General features: G+C 55.0%; 24 protein-coding genes. 13 read left to right on the top strand and 11 right to left on the bottom strand.

The features are described from left to right. Window positions 1-138: a hypothetical protein gene (locus TH4_RS20690; RefSeq protein ID WP_157097768.1), complete on the bottom strand. Its 138-nt coding sequence runs from the start codon at window positions 136-138 to the stop codon at window positions 1-3. Further along, window positions 135-617 carry a sigma-70 family RNA polymerase sigma factor gene (locus tag TH4_RS15555; RefSeq protein ID WP_008890176.1) on the bottom strand — a complete coding sequence of 161 codons (483 nt, stop codon included), beginning with the start codon at window positions 615-617 and terminating at the stop codon, window positions 135-137. The genes TH4_RS20690 and TH4_RS15555 overlap by 4 nt, the downstream gene beginning before the upstream one ends. On the opposite strand from TH4_RS15555, the gene TH4_RS20820 reads away from it, so the two are divergent. The 3 genes from TH4_RS20820 to TH4_RS15540 all read left to right on the top strand — a co-directional run bounded on the left by TH4_RS20820 (window position 616) and on the right by TH4_RS15540 (window position 3,445). After that, window positions 616-813, top strand: coding sequence for a hypothetical protein (locus TH4_RS20820; RefSeq protein ID WP_064781834.1), 198 nt, complete (start codon window positions 616-618; stop codon window positions 811-813). The genes TH4_RS15555 and TH4_RS20820 overlap by 2 nt on opposite strands. Before the next feature lie 5 nt (window positions 814-818). After that, window positions 819-1,034: a VOC family protein gene (locus TH4_RS15545; RefSeq protein ID WP_064781833.1), complete on the top strand. Its 216-nt coding sequence runs from the start codon at window positions 819-821 to the stop codon at window positions 1,032-1,034. Window positions 1,035-1,525: 491 nt separating this feature from the next. Beyond that, complete coding sequence (locus tag TH4_RS15540; RefSeq protein WP_083997136.1) at window positions 1,526-3,445, top strand: autotransporter outer membrane beta-barrel domain-containing protein; 1,920 nt, start codon at window positions 1,526-1,528, stop codon at window positions 3,443-3,445. A gap of 87 nt (window positions 3,446-3,532) precedes the next feature. Here the strand turns inward: TH4_RS15540 and TH4_RS15535 are convergent, their stop codons facing one another. Further along, on the bottom strand, window positions 3,533-4,120 hold the full coding sequence (locus TH4_RS15535; RefSeq protein WP_064781831.1) for a HupE/UreJ family protein: 588 nt from the start codon (window positions 4,118-4,120) through the stop codon (window positions 3,533-3,535). A 161-nt stretch (window positions 4,121-4,281) separates the two neighbouring features. On the opposite strand from TH4_RS15535, the gene TH4_RS15530 reads away from it, so the two are divergent. Beyond that, window positions 4,282-4,668: a c-type cytochrome gene (locus tag TH4_RS15530; protein WP_064781830.1), complete on the top strand. Its 387-nt coding sequence runs from the start codon at window positions 4,282-4,284 to the stop codon at window positions 4,666-4,668. An 81-nt stretch (window positions 4,669-4,749) separates the two neighbouring features. On the opposite strand, the gene TH4_RS15525 is transcribed toward TH4_RS15530, so the two are convergent. Next, window positions 4,750-5,673, bottom strand: a complete 924-nt coding sequence (locus TH4_RS15525; RefSeq protein ID WP_083997141.1) for an arylamine N-acetyltransferase family protein — start codon at window positions 5,671-5,673, stop codon at window positions 4,750-4,752. Window positions 5,674-6,071: 398 nt separating this feature from the next. Between TH4_RS15525 and TH4_RS15520 the strand changes: the two genes are divergently transcribed. Beyond that, entirely contained in the window at window positions 6,072-6,926 is an 855-nt protein-coding gene (locus TH4_RS15520; RefSeq protein ID WP_063087870.1) for a D-amino-acid transaminase, read from the top strand. 157 nt (window positions 6,927-7,083) lie between these two features. Next, window positions 7,084-7,968 carry a DMT family transporter gene (locus TH4_RS15515; protein WP_083997135.1) on the top strand — a complete coding sequence of 295 codons (885 nt, stop codon included), beginning with the start codon at window positions 7,084-7,086 and terminating at the stop codon, window positions 7,966-7,968. A gap of 55 nt (window positions 7,969-8,023) precedes the next feature. Here TH4_RS15515 and TH4_RS15510 read toward each other — a convergent pair whose 3' ends face one another. From TH4_RS15510 to TH4_RS15495, 4 genes are read right to left on the bottom strand one after another with little or no spacing between them, the layout of a single operon-like run. After that, entirely contained in the window at window positions 8,024-8,218 is a 195-nt protein-coding gene (locus TH4_RS15510; RefSeq protein ID WP_064781829.1) for a hypothetical protein, read from the bottom strand. Beyond that, window positions 8,199-8,774, bottom strand: coding sequence for a hypothetical protein (locus TH4_RS15505; RefSeq protein WP_064781828.1), 576 nt, complete (start codon window positions 8,772-8,774; stop codon window positions 8,199-8,201). The genes TH4_RS15510 and TH4_RS15505 overlap by 20 nt, the downstream gene beginning before the upstream one ends. 3 nt (window positions 8,775-8,777) lie before the next feature. After that, window positions 8,778-9,662, bottom strand: a complete 885-nt coding sequence (locus TH4_RS15500; protein ID WP_064781827.1) for a TIGR01459 family HAD-type hydrolase — start codon at window positions 9,660-9,662, stop codon at window positions 8,778-8,780. Window positions 9,663-9,680: 18 nt separating this feature from the next. Further along, window positions 9,681-10,817: a quinone-dependent dihydroorotate dehydrogenase gene (locus tag TH4_RS15495; protein ID WP_064781826.1), complete on the bottom strand. Its 1,137-nt coding sequence runs from the start codon at window positions 10,815-10,817 to the stop codon at window positions 9,681-9,683. Window positions 10,818-11,068: 251 nt separating this feature from the next. Here TH4_RS15495 and TH4_RS15490 point away from each other — a divergent pair, with 251 nt between their 5' ends. Beyond that, window positions 11,069-12,181 (top strand): NADH:flavin oxidoreductase, encoded by a 1,113-nt coding sequence (locus tag TH4_RS15490; RefSeq protein WP_064781825.1) that lies wholly within the window; start codon window positions 11,069-11,071, stop codon window positions 12,179-12,181. Window positions 12,182-12,269: 88 nt separating this feature from the next. Here the strand turns inward: TH4_RS15490 and TH4_RS15485 are convergent, their stop codons facing one another. Next, window positions 12,270-12,854 (bottom strand): exopolysaccharide biosynthesis protein, encoded by a 585-nt coding sequence (locus TH4_RS15485; protein WP_064781824.1) that lies wholly within the window; start codon window positions 12,852-12,854, stop codon window positions 12,270-12,272. Between the two features lie 127 nt (window positions 12,855-12,981). Here TH4_RS15485 and TH4_RS15480 point away from each other — a divergent pair, with 127 nt between their 5' ends. After that, window positions 12,982-13,218, top strand: a complete 237-nt coding sequence (locus tag TH4_RS15480) for a DUF1413 domain-containing protein (protein WP_064781823.1) — start codon at window positions 12,982-12,984, stop codon at window positions 13,216-13,218. Window positions 13,219-13,249: 31 nt separating this feature from the next. Here TH4_RS15480 and TH4_RS15475 read toward each other — a convergent pair whose 3' ends face one another. Further along, the gene (locus tag TH4_RS15475; protein ID WP_064781822.1) at window positions 13,250-13,609 is read right to left on the bottom strand and encodes a DUF952 domain-containing protein; all 360 of its coding nucleotides are present in this window, start codon (window positions 13,607-13,609) and stop codon (window positions 13,250-13,252) included. A gap of 37 nt (window positions 13,610-13,646) precedes the next feature. After that, window positions 13,647-14,564, bottom strand: a complete 918-nt coding sequence (locus tag TH4_RS15470; RefSeq protein ID WP_083997134.1) for a LysR substrate-binding domain-containing protein — start codon at window positions 14,562-14,564, stop codon at window positions 13,647-13,649. A gap of 73 nt (window positions 14,565-14,637) precedes the next feature. On the opposite strand from TH4_RS15470, the gene TH4_RS15465 reads away from it, so the two are divergent. The 5 genes from TH4_RS15465 to TH4_RS15445 all read left to right on the top strand — a co-directional run bounded on the left by TH4_RS15465 (window position 14,638) and on the right by TH4_RS15445 (window position 19,399). Then, the gene (locus tag TH4_RS15465; RefSeq protein ID WP_064781821.1) at window positions 14,638-15,549 is read left to right on the top strand and encodes a PhzF family phenazine biosynthesis protein; all 912 of its coding nucleotides are present in this window, start codon (window positions 14,638-14,640) and stop codon (window positions 15,547-15,549) included. A 187-nt stretch (window positions 15,550-15,736) separates the two neighbouring features. Then, complete coding sequence (locus TH4_RS15460) at window positions 15,737-15,997, top strand: helix-turn-helix domain-containing protein (protein WP_209272232.1); 261 nt, start codon at window positions 15,737-15,739, stop codon at window positions 15,995-15,997. Continuing rightward, a complete protein-coding gene (locus TH4_RS15455; protein WP_064781819.1) occupies window positions 15,994-17,310 on the top strand; it encodes a type II toxin-antitoxin system HipA family toxin in 1,317 nt (438 codons plus the stop codon). The genes TH4_RS15460 and TH4_RS15455 overlap by 4 nt, the downstream gene beginning before the upstream one ends. 4 nt (window positions 17,311-17,314) lie before the next feature. Continuing rightward, on the top strand, window positions 17,315-17,731 hold the full coding sequence (locus tag TH4_RS15450; protein ID WP_064781818.1) for a hypothetical protein: 417 nt from the start codon (window positions 17,315-17,317) through the stop codon (window positions 17,729-17,731). Window positions 17,732-17,821: 90 nt separating this feature from the next. Continuing rightward, window positions 17,822-19,399 carry a hypothetical protein gene (locus tag TH4_RS15445; protein ID WP_157097767.1) on the top strand — a complete coding sequence of 526 codons (1,578 nt, stop codon included), beginning with the start codon at window positions 17,822-17,824 and terminating at the stop codon, window positions 19,397-19,399. The last annotated feature ends 66 nt before the right edge of the window (window positions 19,400-19,465 follow it).

Below are 19,465 nucleotides of genomic sequence, written 5' to 3'. Positions count from 1 at the left end.
CTATTGCGCCCCCGTTGCACCGCTTGGTGCGATCAGGGCGATATAGCCGATATCACGCAACACGTCACCATCTGTGCGGGTTATGGCGCAAATTTCTGCAAGGTCAGACTGTTTGATCGGGCAATGAATGATCCTCATGGCCAGCCACCCAGCCGTTCACGGCAATGATCAATGCCCTCGGATACAAGCTTATGAGCAAGCGGCACGGAAATATCGAGATAATCGGCAATCTCGCGCAGTTTCGCCCCGCCAACCCGATGCATCTCGCAGGCAATCCGCGTGCGTTCGGGCAGTTCGGAAAGCGCTTGCATCAAGATCGCGTATTCATCCTTGTACACCGCAACCGTTTCCGGGTCCGGGCTGTCGGATGCGCGCGTTTGCACGGCAACGTCATAGTCAGATGCACCCGTCAGGCTGCTTTCGCGGGCAATCTGGCGTTTGCTATCAAGGGCCAGATTGCGCACGATCCGGTACAGATAACCGGTGGTATCATCGAGAAACCGTCCCTTGGTCGCCGCATCAAACCGCAACCATGCTTCCTGCACCAGATCTTCGGCCTGCACGCGGCTGCCGATGATGCTGCTGGCATAGTTCACAAGTGCGGATCGCTGGCGCATGAACAGCGCCAATGACGTCACATTTGATGTCGCGTTTGAAGCCAATCAGAATGTCCTTTGCACGATGCGGGCAAGCCAGTGCCCGCATGGGATGACACGCTTAGCGCAAATGATACTGATTATCAACAGCAATAAAGCACCCTATCCATCAGACGATGATCGCATCATCGAACTGCGCCGTGCCGATGGGGCCTGATCCTGATGCCGCATCCGGCAGGCAAAGGTCAGAAAGCGGGCCAGTCTTTGATCAAACTGGTCTTTGAAGTCGAGGATGTCGAAAGCACCCGAAACGCCCTGATCAAATCCGGGGTCGATGTCGGACCGATCCATCAGGCCGACAGCTACCAGTTCGCGAACCTCAAGGACCCGGCAAAGAATTCGGTATCGATCTCCAGCCGCGCACTCGCCTGCCTCTAACGCACGTTCGACGTCTATCGTTCTAGGGTCCAAACTCATTCAAATGGTCGATCCGGCACTAGAAACCGGGTGCGATATCCAGAAAGCGTCCAGAATATCCCCAAAGCGCAGCAAACGTATGCCCGCACCAAATTGCATGTTTCTTTATCGGAAATGCAGCTTAATTTTTTGCGCGGGGATTGAAGCGTTTCTTGTTCACTTGAAAATTTCGCCGATCTTCAAGGTGTCTTTGCGTGATGGAAATTCATGCATCAGACAAAGACCTGTCTGGCGGATAACCGTTGAAGCATTGACCCGGGTAAAAAACTTGGCGTTTTGCAATCCGATGATGTGATCAGGCGCAAACAGAGCAGACTTTCAGAGCTCTTCTCATCCCCGATGCAGTTCATAAGGCAAACCTTATGGCATGAACACGATGACCCTGTTTGCTGTGAGAGCAGCCAGAAGACAACAGCGGCGTAGAACGCATTGTCTGGGAGAACGATTGAGCTATGGAAAGCTGTTTTAAGTCTGGCCACATATTGTTGCGGGTATTGCTTGTTATAACTGCGTTTACCAACAACGCACTGAAAATAAATATAAAACATGAAACAATACGATACAAAAAAACAAAATCGACAACGCAGATAAAAACCAACTTCGCGCGGCTCTGTATTATTGCACTATTTTTGCTTGTCGCGCCCAATAGCGCCTATGCCTACAGCGTAACAAACGCGGGTGGCAGTGCAGCGACACCGACACAGACGATTACAACCGAAGCCAGCAAAAGAGTGTCCGGCGACAGCTTGACCTTCTTCCAGGAGGCAAATCCGGCACCATCCGGATTTGCAGCGGGCGATACGCTGGAAATCTCGCTGAGTGGCGGGGCGACCTTTGGTGACGCCAACATTTCTCTCGAAGCGAGTGCGGGCGGCGCTGGCACTGGTGACCTGACTTGGGCAACCTTCTCGGGATCGCCCCAAGGAAGATCGTCGCTCACCGTCACCATCCAACAAGGAACGACGCCGGGATCATTTGCTAATTTCGACGGACTAATTCTGAGCGGCTCCACCATTGCAGGACAATCCCTAACGTTCAATCTTCCTCAGATTGCCGGGCGCGATATTTTCATTTCCTTTACCTTGCGCAACTCAGGCGGCACGGTGAAAGGAACAGCAAGCCTAAAGCTGTTTGACAACACACTTGCCCCCGCCGGGAACCTTGAAGAATCCCAGTCTGCGATCAAGACTGTACTTGCTGCTCATATCAGAAACATGACGTCGCAAAGTGTTAGCCTTTCCGGATTGATTACCGGACGCGGATTTGGCCATGGCGGCGGCAGCCTTGGCGGTTTGTTTGGCGACAGCGCCGCATTCGGGAATGCCTTGACGGAATCCACAGGTTTGACTTTGCCGGTTGCACTGGAGTTGAACGAAGGAAGAGGCAACTTTGCAGCAAATCTAAATAGCGTGATGAACTGGACGGGAGAACTGGCTGCCGGAGAGCAAAATACAGGTGGTCTCCCGCCCAGCGCGTTTTCCAATTTTGAAAGCCCGATGAACCTGTGGGTGAAGGGCAGATGGGAAGGCATAAATGATAGTCGGGGTGGCACAGCAGGAGACAGCGATTTCGGCCTGTTTATGACGGGCATCGACTATCGTGTTGATAAAGACACGATGGTTGGCATCCTTGGCCAATATGACCTGTACAAATCGACTGCCACTGGCCAAGACAGCCAAGGTGAGGGAAAAGGCTGGATGGTCGGGCCCTATATGGTGTCTCGACTGGATGAAAACCTGATTTGGGATGGCCGCGTTGCCTGGGGTAAATCAAAAAACAAGATCAATCCGCTCGGCCGGGGTTGGGACAAATATGACGGTGAACGCTCACAGTTGGAAACCAATCTGACCGGCGACATCCGCTCAGAAAATTGGGAATTTTATCCGCAGATCGGCATCAACTACTTCCGTGAAGAACAAAAAGCATACACAAACTTTGGCGGAGAGCGGATCGAAGCCCAGACAATAGACTTCGGCAACCTTACGTTCGGCCCGGAAGTTGTTCGCGTTTTGCAAGTCGAAGATGGCCCAACATATCGGCCATTCGTTGCTCTTCGCGGCATTTGGGATTTCCGGGCACCACCGATTGCACATAATAACGGAAGCCAAGTAGATACCGAAAAGCTGCGCGCCAGAGCGGAACTTGGCGGAGACATCACCTTTGAAGATGGCGGAAGTATCTATGCCAAATATGCCTATGACGGCATTGGCCTGGCGAACTATGAGTCCCATAGCTTTGAAATCATTGCCAACACGCCGGTAACTTTCGGTTTCCTGCCGGATAACAGCAAGTTCAAATCTTCATTTAATCAGGATGTAAGCTCAACCCAGGCAAGCACCTTCCGGATAGGGCTCGACATTCCGCTTAATTGAATTGATCCATGAAATGAAAAGGGGTGGCTTTATGCCACCCCTTTCTTTTCCACATCCGAGACAGATCGGATGGAATTATATCACTCGTCAGGCAGCCAGTAAGGCCACACCAGCCGCGGCAATCATGCCACCGCCGATGCGAACGGCGACAGGTGCGATTTTTTCGGCAATCTTTTTTGCGCCAAAACCAATACCCAGCCCGACCGCGTGCAAAATTGCCGTCGCAATCGCAAAGCCAAGACCATATTCAACACCACTGGCATCAATCGGCATTTCCGTTCCGTGCGCATGACCATGGAAAACCGCCAAAACACCCACCAACGCCATCGCAGCGCCGGTCGGCATGTGTTTGCCAAGCGCGATCACAGCGCCCAGGACAATCACGGAGCCCACAATACCCAGCTCGACAAAAGGCATTGCGACGCCTGCGATCCCCAAAGCACCGCCAACCACCATCATCGTCACAAACGAAACCGGCAAAAGCCAGACGGCTTTCCCGCCCTGCTGGGCAGCCAGAACGCCAACCGCAATCATCGCCAGCAGATGATCAAGACCGCCCATCGGATGGCTAAAGCCCGACGCAAACCCGGAAACCGAACCGGCCCCGGTATGAGCCAATGCAGGCGTCGCAACCAAAACCGAAAGCGCAAAAGCGTAAAGCGGTGATTTTTTCATTCCTGTCTCCCCTGAATGAAATCAGACAAATCGTATGAATTTTTCGATTTTATTCTTACTGCCATCAGAATGCAACGACGTTACCTTTAGGAAATTCGTTACCTTGCCCTGCTATACAATCAGTCATCAGACAACGAAGAAACACCATCCGGGAGCCCGCCATGCAGAAAACCAGCCTTGTCATCCTGTTGACCGGTGTTGTGGCCTTGGGCATGTGGGGGATCAGCGATTACATGGCGCACAAGGGCGAGGCATATGGCGATGTCGAACGCGGGCAATCGATTGCCGAGCAGACCTGCCTGCGCTGTCACACCAAATTCGAAGGCGATCCCCTGCCCGATCCGAACGTCACCACCGCCCCGGCCCTTGCCAGTTTCGGGCAACGCTGGCCGCTGGAAAACCTTGAAGAAGCCCTGGCCGAAGGCATCACGGTATCGCATGACAACATGACCATGCCGGAATTTTCCTTTACCTCCCAAAGCATCGCCGATCTGCTGAGCTATATGGAAAGCCTGACAAACGAGGCCAACGCGAAGGCCGGCAAATAAGCCGTTTGAACGTAATTAGGGCGGGGAGCAAAACTCCCCGCCCTTGATCAAACACACACGGATAAACACCGCACAATCGTTTTATCCGTGACTGTGATTGACCAATCTTGCAAAGGCCCCCTGCCAGGTCGGGTCCGGCTCGATGCCAAAGATGTCTTTAAGCGTCTGAGGAATATCCCCAACACTGAGCGTATGTTGCTCTTCCTCGCCAGTCACCAGCCGGATGGTCAGGCGGTTATTGAGCAACGTAAAGCGCGCAAACGGGGCAGAACGCGCGACCATCAGGGTCTTGCAAAACCCGCTGTCGGGGTGATCGGATGCGTACCAATTCATCACCTCGTAATCGATATCCGAAACCGGCGCGATATCGACCTCATGCACCGCTTTCCACACGCCATCGCGTTCCAGTTCAATCCGGTAGCTATGCGCGCCCTTGGTCACGCGATAGGTGTCATGCGGGGTTGCCTGTGGCGTTTCGATATCAAGCAACAACGGCCCGGTTGGCACACAGCCGCCCAATCCAACATCGGCCAGCCAGGCTTCGCCATCAATCATCACCCGATTGGCCATGTGGCAGCGCGGACGCGGCAAATCATTCGGGCCATAGCCCCATAAAACCCGCCCGGCCAGACCTTCGACCTCAAAGCCAAGGCTGCGTAACACCCGGCGAAACAGGCCGTTTTGCTCAAAACAATAACCACCCCGTCCGTCATGGATCAGCTTTTGATCGACGCGCTCCGGATCGATGCTGATGGGCGTGTCATTGAAAACATCAATCGCTTCGAACGGAATGGTTGCCGGATGCATCGCATGCAGGGTTTGCAAAACTTCCAGTGTGGCTTCGCGCGGGCCGTCATAGCCGATCCGGGCGAAATAAGCATCCAGATCCACTTCCTGCTTCGGGCGTTTGATCGGGGCGGCCCAACTGGCATTGATCCGGCTTTGCAAAACGTCATGGTCTTTTGCGGCCGGGGCGTTACGGGTGACGGGCTGGTGGCTATTCATCACAAGGCTCCATTCCTTTGACGATGTCTTTTCATCATCGTTTGATCTCATGAAGCAGGACGATAAAACCTCAACCTATGTTACGGTCAAACGCAAAAAATCGAAAAATTTTAAATCGAATAATCTGCGAATAATATCGGCAATCGCGGCCCCATTCACAGCATTCACCCCATGTTCACGGCCCATTCAAGCAACAATTCACCTTTTACACGCACGATATAGATCTTTTGCGCGACAGATTGCGTCCCCCTGTGATATTTGAGACTCTAAAGAGCGGAGAAACCGAACAAGCCAACGATCGCGATGGCACTGGCCGTGCGCGAACGGGTCTTTGGAAACGTCGCTTATCCATCCATGACGGATCGCAACAGATCCGTTTGCCAGACAGGGAAGTAACCATGCGCACTGTTTATGTGAACGGCGAGTTTTTGCCGGAAACCGAAGCAAAGATTTCGATTTTTGACCGATCCTTCCTGTTCGCCGACGGCGTGTATGAAGTGACCTCGGTGCTTGATGGCAAGCTGATTGACTTTACGGGTCACATGAAGCGTCTCGAACGCTCGCTTGCTGAGCTCAAATTCCAGTTCAAGCCCGATATTGACCAGCTTCTTGAAGCCCACCGCGAACTGGTGAAGCTCAATGACATCACCGAAGGCCTGATCTACCTTCAGGTTTCACGTGGTTCGGCCGGTGATCGTGACTTCGCGATCGACCCGCAAACGCCGCCGACCATTGTGATGTTCACGCAAAGCAAATCACTGATCAAATCGGCCCTTGCCGAACGCGGCCAGAAGATCGTGACCTTCCCCGACATCCGCTGGCGCCGGTCTGACATCAAAACCACCCAGCTTCTTTATGCGTCGCTTCTCAAAACCGATGCGGCCGCCAAGGGCAAGGACGATGCCTGGATGGTGCTGGATGGCTATGTCACCGAAGGATCAAGCAACAATGCCTATATCGTCACCAAGGACGGAACGATCGTCACCCGTGAACTGTCGACCGACATCCTGCACGGCATCACCCGTGCGGCGGTTCTGAAATGCGCCGAGGAGCTTCAGCTCAAGGTCGAAGAACGCCACTTCACCATCGAAGAAGCGCAGAATGCCGCCGAAGCCTTCTCGACCTCGGCCTCGGCCTTTGTCTGCCCGGTTGTCGAAATTGACGACAAGAAAATCGGCGATGGCGTCCCGGGCCCGGTCGCCAAGCGCCTGCGCGAGATTTATATCGACGCCAACCGCAAGATGGCGATCTGATCCGATCAAATAATCTCCGATATGATCGTCTCCTCAAAGCCGATCAAACTGCGAAACGCCGCCCACCTTCGGGCGGCGTTTTTGCTTAACTGCTGGCCTCATCGCAACAATTCCCGTAAAGCTGAAAGCTGACGCCACCACCAATCAGGAAGCCCCATTGGCCACGCAAACGTCTTCCCGCCAGAACAACCTTGCCGGCATCATGACGATGTGTGGCGGGGTGGCAGCGCTGTGCATCAATGATGCGCTGGCCAAAGGCCTTATGGATCATTATTCCCCGATCCAGATCATCTTCCTGCGCAACATCATCGCCCTTCCCTTTGCCTTTTTGGTGGCGCTCAAAATGGGCGGTTCTCGCAGCTTGCGTTCAAACCGCGTTCACGTGCATTTCATGCGCGGTGTCGTCTGGATTGCCGCCACCGTGATGTTCTTTACCAGCATCCATCACCTTGGCTTGGCCGAGGCAACGGCACTCGCCTTTGTCGCCCCGTTATTCATCACCGCCCTTTCGGCGATTTTCATTGCCCGGGTCGGCTGGCGGCGCTGGCTTGCGGTCAGTGTTGGCTTTGTGGGGGTTCTGGTGATTGTGCGGCCTGGGGCGGCAACGTTTGAGCTGATATCGCTCCTGCCGATTGCGACTGCGTTTACCTATGCGATCCTCATGCTAAGCGCGCGCTTTGTCGATACGCGCGAAAGCATGTGGACTTTGCTGCTCTATCTCAGCCTGACCAGCGCGATCCTGACCAGCATTCCGGTGATCTTTGTCTGGAGCCCGGTCCGGGCGGAGGACATCTGGCTGTTTCTGGCGATTGCGCTCTGCGGCTCGCTTGGCATGGCCATGATCACCCAGGCCTTCCGCTTTGCCGAGGCCCCGACGGTGGCCCCCTTTGACTACACAGCGCTCATCTGGGCAACCGCGCTCGGCTGGATGTTCTGGGGTGAAACTCCCGATGTTCTGACCTTTGTCGGAGCAGCCATCATTACCGCAAGCGGGCTTTTCGTGATCTTCCGTGAAAGCAAGGTGGCGGCAGAAACCACATAAACAAAACCCGCTTTCCTAACGAAAAGCGGGTATCAGAAACAGCCATGAAAACTGCTCAGTAATTGGCTTTGAAAGTCGGCTCCTCACCGCGCTCAGCTGCAGCGGCGGCAATATTTCGAAGCAAGGCACGCTTGCTTTCGGTGCGATACTTGCCTGAATTACGCGCAACATAATCCTGTCCGGAAAAGCCAAGTTCGGCTTTTTTCCGTTCGATAGATGCTCCAAGCTCTTCAAGAGTTATTCTGCGCATTGACATATTCTTCCAGAAATTCCAGCCCGAAATCACCGGCTGTTTCCTCACGTATTCTTTTATCAAGATAAGCGTTATCCAGATTTTCCGCAAGTTTCAGCAACGCTGCGGCCTGCTCCAACATATCTTCACGCATGTTTGGTGGTGCATCATATTGCCCCATTCGATCTGCAATCAGATCTTCAATCGCAATAAAGGTTACATTGCTGTGTTCATCAAGATCCACGATCAAAAGCCGGTCCTGATCAGCACTGCCTTCCATTAGCGCGCTACCAACCACCTCAATACCGAAGCCAAGATCAGGATGCTGAAAGCCACGGGCAAAGGCACCGAAACCAATACTGCGTTCGAACCCGACACGTTCCAACGCCGTTTCAAGCGCCTCTTGCCATGGTGTCACGACATCAATGTCGCCTGAGACAATTGCACCCTGAGTGTAGAGCTCTACCGCAGCACCGCCAACAACAACAGGGCGCGGGTGTCCTTCGCTTTCAACGATGTCAAAAGCACGTGATATCGCCTTCAGTACGCTGACAAACGCATCACGGTACGGCATGGCTCACCAGCAGAAATCCCCCATCGCATAGGTGATGTGTCGGCCCGTGGCGGCCAGAAGGGCATCAAGCTTTTCGCGTTCCGGAAGCGTGCCGCGCGGGGCGTCGAGTTCTTCGGCGTGGATGCCGCCGGTGACGAGTGCGACATCCAGACCGGCATTATTTGATCCGGCAATATCGGTCGAGATGCTGTCGCCGACGACCAGAAGTTTCGCATCCGGGCCCGCATCGAACATCTGCAGGCAGAAGTCATAGGCACTTGCCAGCGGCTTTCCTTCCCAGCGGACATTGCCGCCCAGTTCTTCGTAACGCCCGGCAATGGCGCCGGCACAAATGATGCGTTTGCCACCGCGGATCACTTCGCGGTCCGGGTTGGGGCAGAGCACCGGCAGGTCGCGGGCCTTAAGCGCATGCAGAAGATCTTCGTATTTCGACACCGGGTCATGATCCTCGTTCGGGCCAGTGATCAGAACCCAGTCGGCGTCATCGACTTCGGTGACGATTTCGACATCCTGATTTTCAAACATCGACATATCGCGCACCGGACCGACCATAAGAACCTTGCGGCCCAGCTTGGCGTACCAGGGATCAGAGCGCGCCACGAGCTGGGCATAGGCGACCTCGCCCGATGCCACCGCCGGGCCATACAGATCACGCGAAATGCCCATATCTTCCATGCGGCCAACCACGACCGAGGAACGCCTGGGCGCGTTGGACAACAGGGCGACGGGAATGCCGGCTTCCTTAAGGGCGGTCATCGCGGCGATCGAGCTTGGATAGGGTGTCACCCCGTCATGCACCACGCCCCAAAGATCAAGGATCACGGCATCATATTTGCCAATCACCTCGGACAGGCCATTGATCATTTCATAGGGGGCGGTCTTGCTCATGCCGTCCGGATCCTTGTGTTATTTCTTGTTTGATTTGGCGGCCACGGCGGCCTTGGCAGAACGGGCTTCATCGACCGGAATGCCCTTGCCCGAAATTTCCGGGAAGGCAGCCCCGACCGCATCCGAAACATTGGCAAAGCCATCCTTGCGCAGCCGCCGTGCAAGGTCTTCCTTGATCTCGGTCACCAACTCCACACCATGATAGACCAGCGAGGAATAGAGCTGCACCAGCGATGCGCCATTGAGGATCTTCTCATAGGCATCCTTGCCCGATGCAATGCCGCCAACCCCGATGAGCGGCACCTTGCCCTCGGTCAAACGGTAAAAATCCGCCAGAACCTTGGTCGATGGTTCCATCAAAGGCGGGCCCGAGAGGCCGCCCTTTTCATCCTGATCATAGGAATTAAGCCCGACGGGCCGGTCAATCGTGGTGTTTGATACGATCATGCCATCCAGCTTGACCTTGGTGACCACAGCCGCGATGTCGGATTTGTCTTCCTCGGTCAGGTCCGGGGCGACTTTCAGCAGCACCGGCACCCCCTTGGCAAAGCTGTTGCGTGCCTTGATCACAGCTTTCAAAAGCTTTTCAAGCGGGGCGCGGCCCTGCAAAGCGCGCAGGCCCGGCGTATTGGGCGAAGACACATTGACCACCAGATAATCGGCATAGGGGCCAAGCGCTTCGACCCCCTTGGCGTAATCATCGGCCGCGTCTTCGGAATATTTGTTCTTGCCAAGGTTGGCCCCCAAAACACCCCGCCGTGCGCGTTTGCGCAGGCGCGCGGCCACCAATTCGGCCCCGTCATTATTAAACCCCATGCGGTTGATCACCGCCCGGTCAGAATAAAGCCGGAAAAGGCGCGGTTTCGGGTTGCCCGGTTGCGGCAAAGGCGTCACCGAGCCGATTTCAACAAAGCCAAAGCCGTGCGACAGCATCTGGTTGGGGACTTCGGCGTTTTTATCAAAGCCCGCGGCAAGCCCGACCGGATTGGCAAATTTGCGCCCGAACACCTCGGTTTCGAGCATCGGGGTCGCGTCGGTCGCGTCATCCGCACGCGGCACCAGATTGTTTTTCAGCGCCCAGATCGCCAGACCATGCGCGGTCTCGGCATCAATCCAGCGGACAATCGGCAAAACCAGTGACTTATACCACCCCACGCGAGACGCTCCGTGCTTGAAAGGACATGCCCTTTTCTTACGCGGCTGGCGGGTTTAGGGCAAGGATCAATGGCATTAAGTGGCGTCATGCGGCCGGTTATTTTCTTGTGACCGCTCTATGAGCGATCTCAGGCGCTATACTGCATAAAATCATGCACCGATGTTTTTATCGCGTGGCCACAGATTGACAGCCGCCATTTCCGGAATATCTAGGAGCGACCAAAACAAAAATTCCGATCAAAGGATATCCAATGTCAAAACCCGACATTCTCTTCACACCTTTCAAGCTGAAAACGCTCGATCTTCCCAACCGTATTGTCATGGCCCCGATGACGCGCAACAAGGCACCGGATGGCATTCCGGGTGCCGCCAACGCGGATTATTACAGCAAGCGCGCCGCAGGCGGTGTTGGTCTGATCCTGTCCGAGGGCACGGTGGTCGATCGTCCGGCGTCACGCAATCTTCCGCACATTCCGCTTTTCCATGGCGAGGCTGCCATGAAGGGCTGGAAGGCCGTTGCCGATGCTGTGCATGCGGCCGGTGGCAAGATGGGTCCGCAGATCTGGCATACCGGATCAACCCGCACACCGGACGCCTGGGAACCGGACGCACCGGTCGAAAGCCCGTCGGGTCTGGTTGGCCCGGATGATCCGCGCGGCAATGCGATGACGGAATCTGATATTGCCGACACGATTGCCGCCTTTGCCAAGGCCGCGCTTGATGCCAAGAATGCCGGTTTTGATACCTTTGAAATTCATGGCGCACACGGCTATCTGATTGATCAGTTCTTCTGGTCGGGCACCAACCTGCGCACCGATCGCTTTGGCGGCAAAACCATCAAAGAACGTTCGACCTTTGCCCGCGAAGTGGTGACCGCCATGCGGGACGCTGTTGGCCCGGACTTCCCGATCATCCTGCGCGTCAGCCAATGGAAACAGCAGGACTTTACCGCCCGCCTTGCTTATACGCCTGATGAAATGACCGATTGGCTCGGCCCGCTGGTTGAGGCCGGGGTTGATATCATCCATGCCTCTCAACGCCGTTTCTGGGAACCGGAATTCCCCGAGATTGATGGCGAAAAGGGCCTGAACTTTGCCGGTTGGGCGAAGAAGCTTACCGGGGCGCCGACGATTTCGGTCGGCTCTGTCGGCCTGTCATCCGACTTTATTGGTGCGTTTTCCGGCGAAGCATCGGAAAAGGCCAGCCTTGATGAGCTGATCAATCGCATGGAAAAGGGCGAGTTTGACCTGATCGCGGTTGGCCGCGCGCTTCTGAGCGACGCCCAGTGGGCCAACAAGGTCAAAAACGGCGCCTATGATCAGCTGGAAGACTTCAACGCCTCTGCCCTGGCAGAACTCGCGTAAGTTAACACCGATCACAAACACAAAAAGACAGCCCGCCGAACCATCGGCGGGCTGTTTGCATATCGGGCCGCTTTATCAGCTGAATGCCTCAGATGATCTGGAACATCAAAATCACGGTGCCAAGCGTCATGGCAATGGCCGCCAACATCAAAAGCCCGTCACTGACCAGGATCGCCAAGCCAAAGGCGGCAATAGCGCTCAGCGGCGCGATGGCGGCAAACGGGACAAGTTCAAACATCGGCATCGACAGCGACAGGATCAGGCACATAAGTGCTGCGATCCGCACAGCAACCCCGCTGATCAGGCTTTCGAACCGGCCGCCAAACCAGCGATCCATGCGCTTGGCCACCGGATCGATCTTTTCCAATCCGGCACGGACCTTCTCACCCCCGATTTCCCGCGCGGCCAAGACATCGGGCAACCATAAGTGCGTGCGCCCGATGATGATTTGCAGGGAAAACACGGCAACGAGCGCGGCCAGAAAGGTCGGCGCAAAGGGAATGCCCCCAATCGGCGACACACCAATCAGGGCCGGCACCAGAAGGAACGGCCCCTGACTGCGTTGTCCTAGTTCGGCCACGATATCGCCGACCGAAACATGACGGTCGCCTTCTGCACGCTTACCAATCCGCGCAACGATATCCTCGACCTTTGCATTCTTCGGCGCCGTCATGGCCGGGCCCTTTGGCTATGGATATGAATGTTATGCATGAAAGCACAACGCCTGATACGCACGCTTGTTTCCGGCCAATTTGCGCCAGAACAATGCAGACACGCCGCACCTATGATGAGATCACCCCATGACACAGCTTGATCTTGATAAACTCAAAGCAACCCTTGTCACCCGCGCCCCCGGCCCGTTTCATTTCCATGAAATCTATGGGCAGGGCTGGGAAACACTCTATATCGGCGACAAGGTCAAACTCGGCCACGCGTTCCTGAATGCGGTACGCGCCGGGAAGCTCCCCGGCGTGGTTGATACCGGCACCAAGAAGGGCGGCGGACGATTATATCTTTGGAAACCGCGCGGGATTTAAATCCGGCGCGTTGAGGCGGGGCTGGCGCAGATTAGCGCAGATCTTCAGGAAGGATATGAACACCGTTTTCATCAAGGCGAATTTCATCGACCTTGGTCACGTGCTCCACGGACAGAACATCATAAAGATGCGGGAACAGGGTGCCACCACGGGCCGGTTCCCATTTGATTTTCGCGGCAATCGGCGCGACCGGCACCCGCAACAATTTCAAATGATCGCGCCCGGCATAATGCAGCGCAAGCGTTGCGGCCAGCGTATCCTGGGTCGAGAAATGGATAAAGCCATCGGCAATATCGTGCGGCGCACCGTCATATTGTCCGGCACTGAGCGCTTCCGCCCATTCATCCGAACCCAATACGCGATAGATCATGTCATCAGTTGTATTTGTCATGGCGGGAATTTAGGCAGACACGTGCGAAACGGCAAGCCTATTTCATCTGATCCTTCAGCCAGGCCAAAAGCTTCGCATGGCGCTCTGTCTTGGCAAACTCGGCACGGCAGACCAGCCAATAGGCCGATTTCATGGGAACCGCCGAACCAACCGGTGCAAGAAACCCTTGCGCGATATCGCCTTCAATCAGAAGCGTTCGGCCAAGCCCGATGCCCATGCCATTGATCGCCGCCTGCAACACCAGATCAGCACGATCAAAGGCCAATGCCTTGCGATCCGCATCAAAGCTTAAACCGGCCTGCGCGCAATAATAGCCCCAACTGAAATCGGTGCCATCGCGCTCCCCCACCGCATCCTTAAGCAAGGTGACATCACGGTCGCCAAGAACATCTTCAAGCCCCCTGCCCCCGGCGATATAGCCCGGACGAGCGACCGGCACGATCGCTGCCTTTTTAAGCAAGCTGGAATGCAAACCGGGATAGGGCCCGGCGCCAAAGCGGATCGCAGCATCCATCGTGCCGTTGGTGAAATCCACCTGCCGGTCATTGACGTCCAAGGCAATCTCAAGTCCGGCTTCTTGGGCGCTTGCCAGATTAGGCAATACCCATTTCATCGCCAGCGCGGATGACACCGACAGGCGCACCGTGCCGCTCGTTCTGAATTTCTCCAGCCGGTCAAACGCCCCATCCCAGACACCCACCGTTTCAAGCGCGGCCGCACACAGCACCCGGCCATATTCAGTCGGCGTGATCTGGCGCGTGGTGCGTTCAAACAACGCAAAGCCAAGCGTCTCTTCAAGCTGGGTAATCCGGTGACTGATGGCCGATTGATGCACACCCAGCTTTTCGGCCGCCTTGCTGAAACTGTTTTCACGCGCAATCGCGGCCAACACCGGGGCCAGGGGGCTCACCCGTCCGATCAGGTCGGCTCGCGACATTTCATGAGGTTTCTTCATCTATATATGAGTCCAGAATCCCTGTGAGATTTATTAAAAAAGCTTCAACAGAGATTTTAGCAGGAATAGAGTCATGAGTACATCTCAACAAAATACCCAAATCGTCCCGGTGCAGATCGTCAATGCGTTCGTGAAAAATGGTCAGGGCGGCAACCCGGCCGGTGTCGTGCTGGATGCCGATCAATACAGCGACGCGCAAAAGCTTTTGATCGCGCAGAAAGTCGGCCTGTCGGAAACCGCCTTTGTCTCGAAATCCGAGACCTGCGGCATCAAGCTTGATTTCTTTACACCGACCAAACGCATCGCCCATTGCGGCCATGCGACCATCGCGACCTTTTCCTATCTCGCCGAACTTGAACGCTTTGGCGATGGCGAGACATCAAAGGAAACTGTCGATGGCCCGCGCAAGATCATCCTTGATCACGGCATGGCCTATATGGAGCAACTGGCCCCGACCTACACCCCGGCCACCCGCTGGATTGATCAAGGCGTAACACTTGATAATGTGCTGAAATCGCTTGCGATCACCACCGATGATCTTGATGACCGCGCCCGCCCGGTGCGGGTCAATACCGGCAATAACTTCATCGTCATTGCGGTGAAAAACGCCGATATCCTCGCCAACATCACGCCCGATCAGGACGCCATTAACGCGATCAGCGAGAAGCTGGACCTGATCGGCTATTACATCTTCACCACCGAAACCGAAGAAACCGGGATTGACGCCACCACCCGCATGTTCGCCCCGCGCTATGGCATCACCGAGGAAGCCGCCACCGGCATGGCCGCCGGCCCGCTGGCCTGCGTTCTTCATGATCTGCTGGACATCAAAAAGGACACCTTCCTAATCGCCCAGGGCGAATTCATGACTGAACCGTCGCCAAGCGAAATCAAGGTCACGCTGGACCTTAAAGACGGCCGCATCACCGGCCTTCTGGCAGGCGGTCAGGGCAAAGTTATGAAGAACCTTGAGATTTCGCTGTAAGCACGGAGTGGTGTCAGGACCAAAGTTTGGCGCTTCTGCAAACTCGCAGAAGCGCCATATTTTACCCATAAGTAAAATTTCGCTAAAAATCGGGCCTCAATCACCGAATTTTACCTATAGGTAAACTTCACTTTACATTCACAGCAAAACCCCCTAAATTTACCGATAGGTAAATTTGGAGGATGTTGTGCACATCACCCGCATGGATCAACTTGGCCCGGAAATCCGCAAGGCCCGCAAGGCGCTTGGCCTGTCGCAGACCGATCTGGCGCTTGCCACGGGCTTGAGCATCAAGTTCCTCAGCCAGCTTGAAACCGGCAAGGCCGACAATCCGGGCTTTGCCAATATCCTGGATATCACCCGTGCCCTTGGCGGTCAGGTGACGCTGGACTGGTCGGATATGTCATCCGAACCCGATCCCGGCCAAACGGACGGGGGCACGGCATGACCAAAACCCTTCTGATCCTTGCCAATGGCCGCGACCGGGTTGGCGTTTTGCGCGCCGATGCACGCGGCTATATGTCTTTTGAATATGACCCGGAATGGCTTGCGAGCCCTGCGGCCTATCCGGTTTCGCAAAGCATTCCGCTGCGGGATGGTGCGTTTGACCATCAGGCCATTGAACCGTTCTTTGACGGGCTTCTGCCCGATAAAAAGGATGTCCGCCGCCAGATCGCAGCATTGTTTGATGTCGCCCCGACGGACGAGTTTGGCATTCTGGAACATATCGGGCGCGATTGCGCCGGGGCCTTGATGCTGATCCATCCCGATCAGGCAAAAAGCCCCCTGCAATCCGATGCCCACCTTTCGGCGATTTCGACCGATGATCTTGCCAAACGCATTGCCGAGCTGCCGCAAAGACCGCTTTTCATCGAAGAGGATGAAGTTGTCCTGTCACTGGCCGGGGTCAATGACAAGGCTGCGGTTTATATCGATCCAGCCACACAGGAAATCTCCCTGCCGTTTGGCGGATATCCAAGCACCCATATCCTCAAGATTGATATCGAACGCCTGCCGGACTCTACCCGGACCGAGCATTTCTGCATGAAGCTTGCGCGCAAGATCGGCCTTGATGCCGCGCACACCAAAATCCGCCTGTTCAATGATCGCCCGGTCCTGTTCGTCACCCGCTTTGACCGCGCCTACGCCCAGACATCAAACGGCGTCCGCGTCACCCGCCTGCATCAGGAAGATTTCTGTCAGGCACTTGGGGTCAATCCGGATGTCAAATATGAACGTCAGGGCGGACCGGACCTTGCCGCGATGTTTACGCTCACCAAACAGGCATCCACCATCCCGGCGCGCGATATCCCCAAGCTGCTTGGCTTTGTGATTTTCAATTTCCTGATCGGCAACCCGGATGCGCACGCCAAGAACTATTCCCTGATCTATCGGCAGCGCCCTACAAATGCCAATGCGACAAATGTCCACACCGCGATCAGTCCGCTCTATGACGTCAACAATGGTGCGGCATTTCGCGATTGCTTCAAAAGCCAGCGCCCCCGCCTCGCCCAATCCATCGGCGGATGTTTTGACCCGACCGAACTGGACTGGTCGCACTGGGAGGCCCAGGCCCGCACAATCGGCAGCTCCCCCACCGCACTTCGCAAGGCGTTGCTCACCATGGCAAAAAAACTGCGCGAAACCATCACCCCGCTGCGCGATGAAGTTCGTGATACCGACGCCGACAGCCGCCGTCTGGACCTTATCGTTGACGATGTCTCGAACCGGTGTGAAGCTTGGATCAGAAAACTCGGGTGATCGCATGGATGATGATTTCGAACTTCCGCCGGGCATTGGCCCGCACAATGACCGCGAACTGGAACTGATGCTGGCCGGAACAAAGCCGATGGCGATGTTCTCGGACGCGGTTCATATCAGTGACTATTTCCCCGAAGCAGACTTTGCCCCGCATGTTGAGGCAGGCCGGATCATCCGCGTTGAGGAAATTATCCCCCGCCCGCCTTATGACATGCGCTACTTGCTCTTCGCCCTGCCCGGCGAAGAATGGCGGATTGAGGAAGCATTGACCATGTGTCGCAATCTGTGCGCGGGGACGGTAGTAGATCAAGACAGAGATTCTGCGCGGATGGGAGAACTATTGGGATATTCGCGCGAGGACATCGCCGTTTTCCTCCAACATTCCGCAAGTCATCGGCGCATTTTTAAAACAGAGCAGTAAAATTCAAAACACTAATAAAAAGAGGTAGTCAGATAGCAATACTCTCGCCAAAATGGTCATGCATTTTGCACTCAGCCTGCGGAGATGAATTTGCCAGAATTAATTGCCACTGCGACCGTGACATCTATCCTTGGAGTAGCTGGTAAAGCTGCAGGAACAGTTAGCAAGATCGGGCCGGTCAAAGATTGGCTGCACGGTTGCAAAGTACGGGCACTGGCAGGACGCAGAACACCGAGCAATCACGATCTGGTCAAGGGTGTGCGTACTGCGCATATCTGTGCGCTTGATCATATCGCACGGCGCTATACCCAAGTGCTGAGGTCATTGCCGGACAATGAACTTGGATCGGATGACCATGCGTTTGCAAACAACCTACGCGCTTTCATCGACCCCCGCCTAAAACTACTTAGCGATCAAAATATCGATCACGATATGCTCGGTGCGGATGATATTACTGATGTCCTTGAACATCTTGCAACTGCAGCCACGCATCAAAGCTATGCTGACTTGAACCGCAAAGCGCAGTTAGAATGTGAAGACCGCGCGCTAGAAGAAATCTTCCGCGACGCTGGTCGCGAGCCCCCTTCTCTGTTTGTCCGTTTATTCAAGGGCGAAAATGAAGGTGCTGGCTGGTATGAAGCCTTCTCACTTTTCGTCGCCGAAGAACTTAAAACGAACGAACGTTTCCGCTCGATCTTTTTCGCCACCGAACTGGTGGACATTCGCGGGATGCTTAATGACCTTACCCGTCAAAAGCGCACAGAGTTTCCAGATCTTTCCAGCTTTGTAACGGACGTAAAGGATCATCTTCGCAGGTTCGAATACAAGATCGACAAACTTCAAGCCACTGTTGAAGACAAGAACGAACTTGCAGGACAACTCGTTAACCAACTGAATAAAAACGAAGAATTATCTCGAAAACTGGAAGCGGCAAATGTCACCCAGCAAAAGGTAATGGCAATTGCACGGCGGACAGCCCTTAACATAAATGACCCCGAACAGGCGCTTAAGGAATTGGAATCGCACGCAGAGATCGCAATTGAAGTAGAGAGAGAGGGACGCGGCGGCAGTAACCTTGGTGCTTTTGTCGACGCGGTGCTTGCACGGGTGCGCGAGAAATACGATGCCAGTGATTTCGATGCTGCTGCGACTGAAGCCGATCACGGCTTTGCAGAATGGGAACAGCGCGAGACTGAGCGTCGCACAGAATCCCTGCAGGCCGGCGTTAAAATTCTTGAATCGGGCCTTAACCAAGACATCTTGCGTCGCAATGCCGCTTCTGCCGCCGCACGTATCGCTCGAATATGCGAACTTAACCATCCAGATCAACCATACGATCAACTAGCCGCATTAGATAAAGCCTACGACGAATGGTTTGAACGTGGCCGCGACGCAGGTTTAAATTTTGATTTGGAGGTAGCTATCGAAATAGCTGCACTGAGTCTGAACCGCGTATTTGAACAAGATCAGCGGGGATTTTGGCATAACAACTTTGGCCTCGCGCTTCTCACGCTCGGGCGACGCGAATGCGACACGCAAAGACTTGAAAAGGCCGTTGACGCGTTCAAACTTGCACTCGAGGGACACACCAAGGACCTTATGCCCCATGCTTGGGCGATGGTGCAAAATAATCTCGGTAATGCACTTGCATGGCTTGGGGAGCGTTAAAGTGGTACAGGCCGACTAAAGGATGCTGTTGACGCCTACCAATCTGCACTCGAGCAATGGCGACAG

The sequence above is a fragment of the Thalassospira tepidiphila MCCC 1A03514 genome (assembly GCF_001662875.1).
GTDB lineage: Bacteria > Pseudomonadota > Alphaproteobacteria > Rhodospirillales > Thalassospiraceae > Thalassospira > Thalassospira tepidiphila.
Note: the sequence above shows the minus strand (reverse complement) of the source record. Positions and strands in the feature narration are given on the sequence as shown.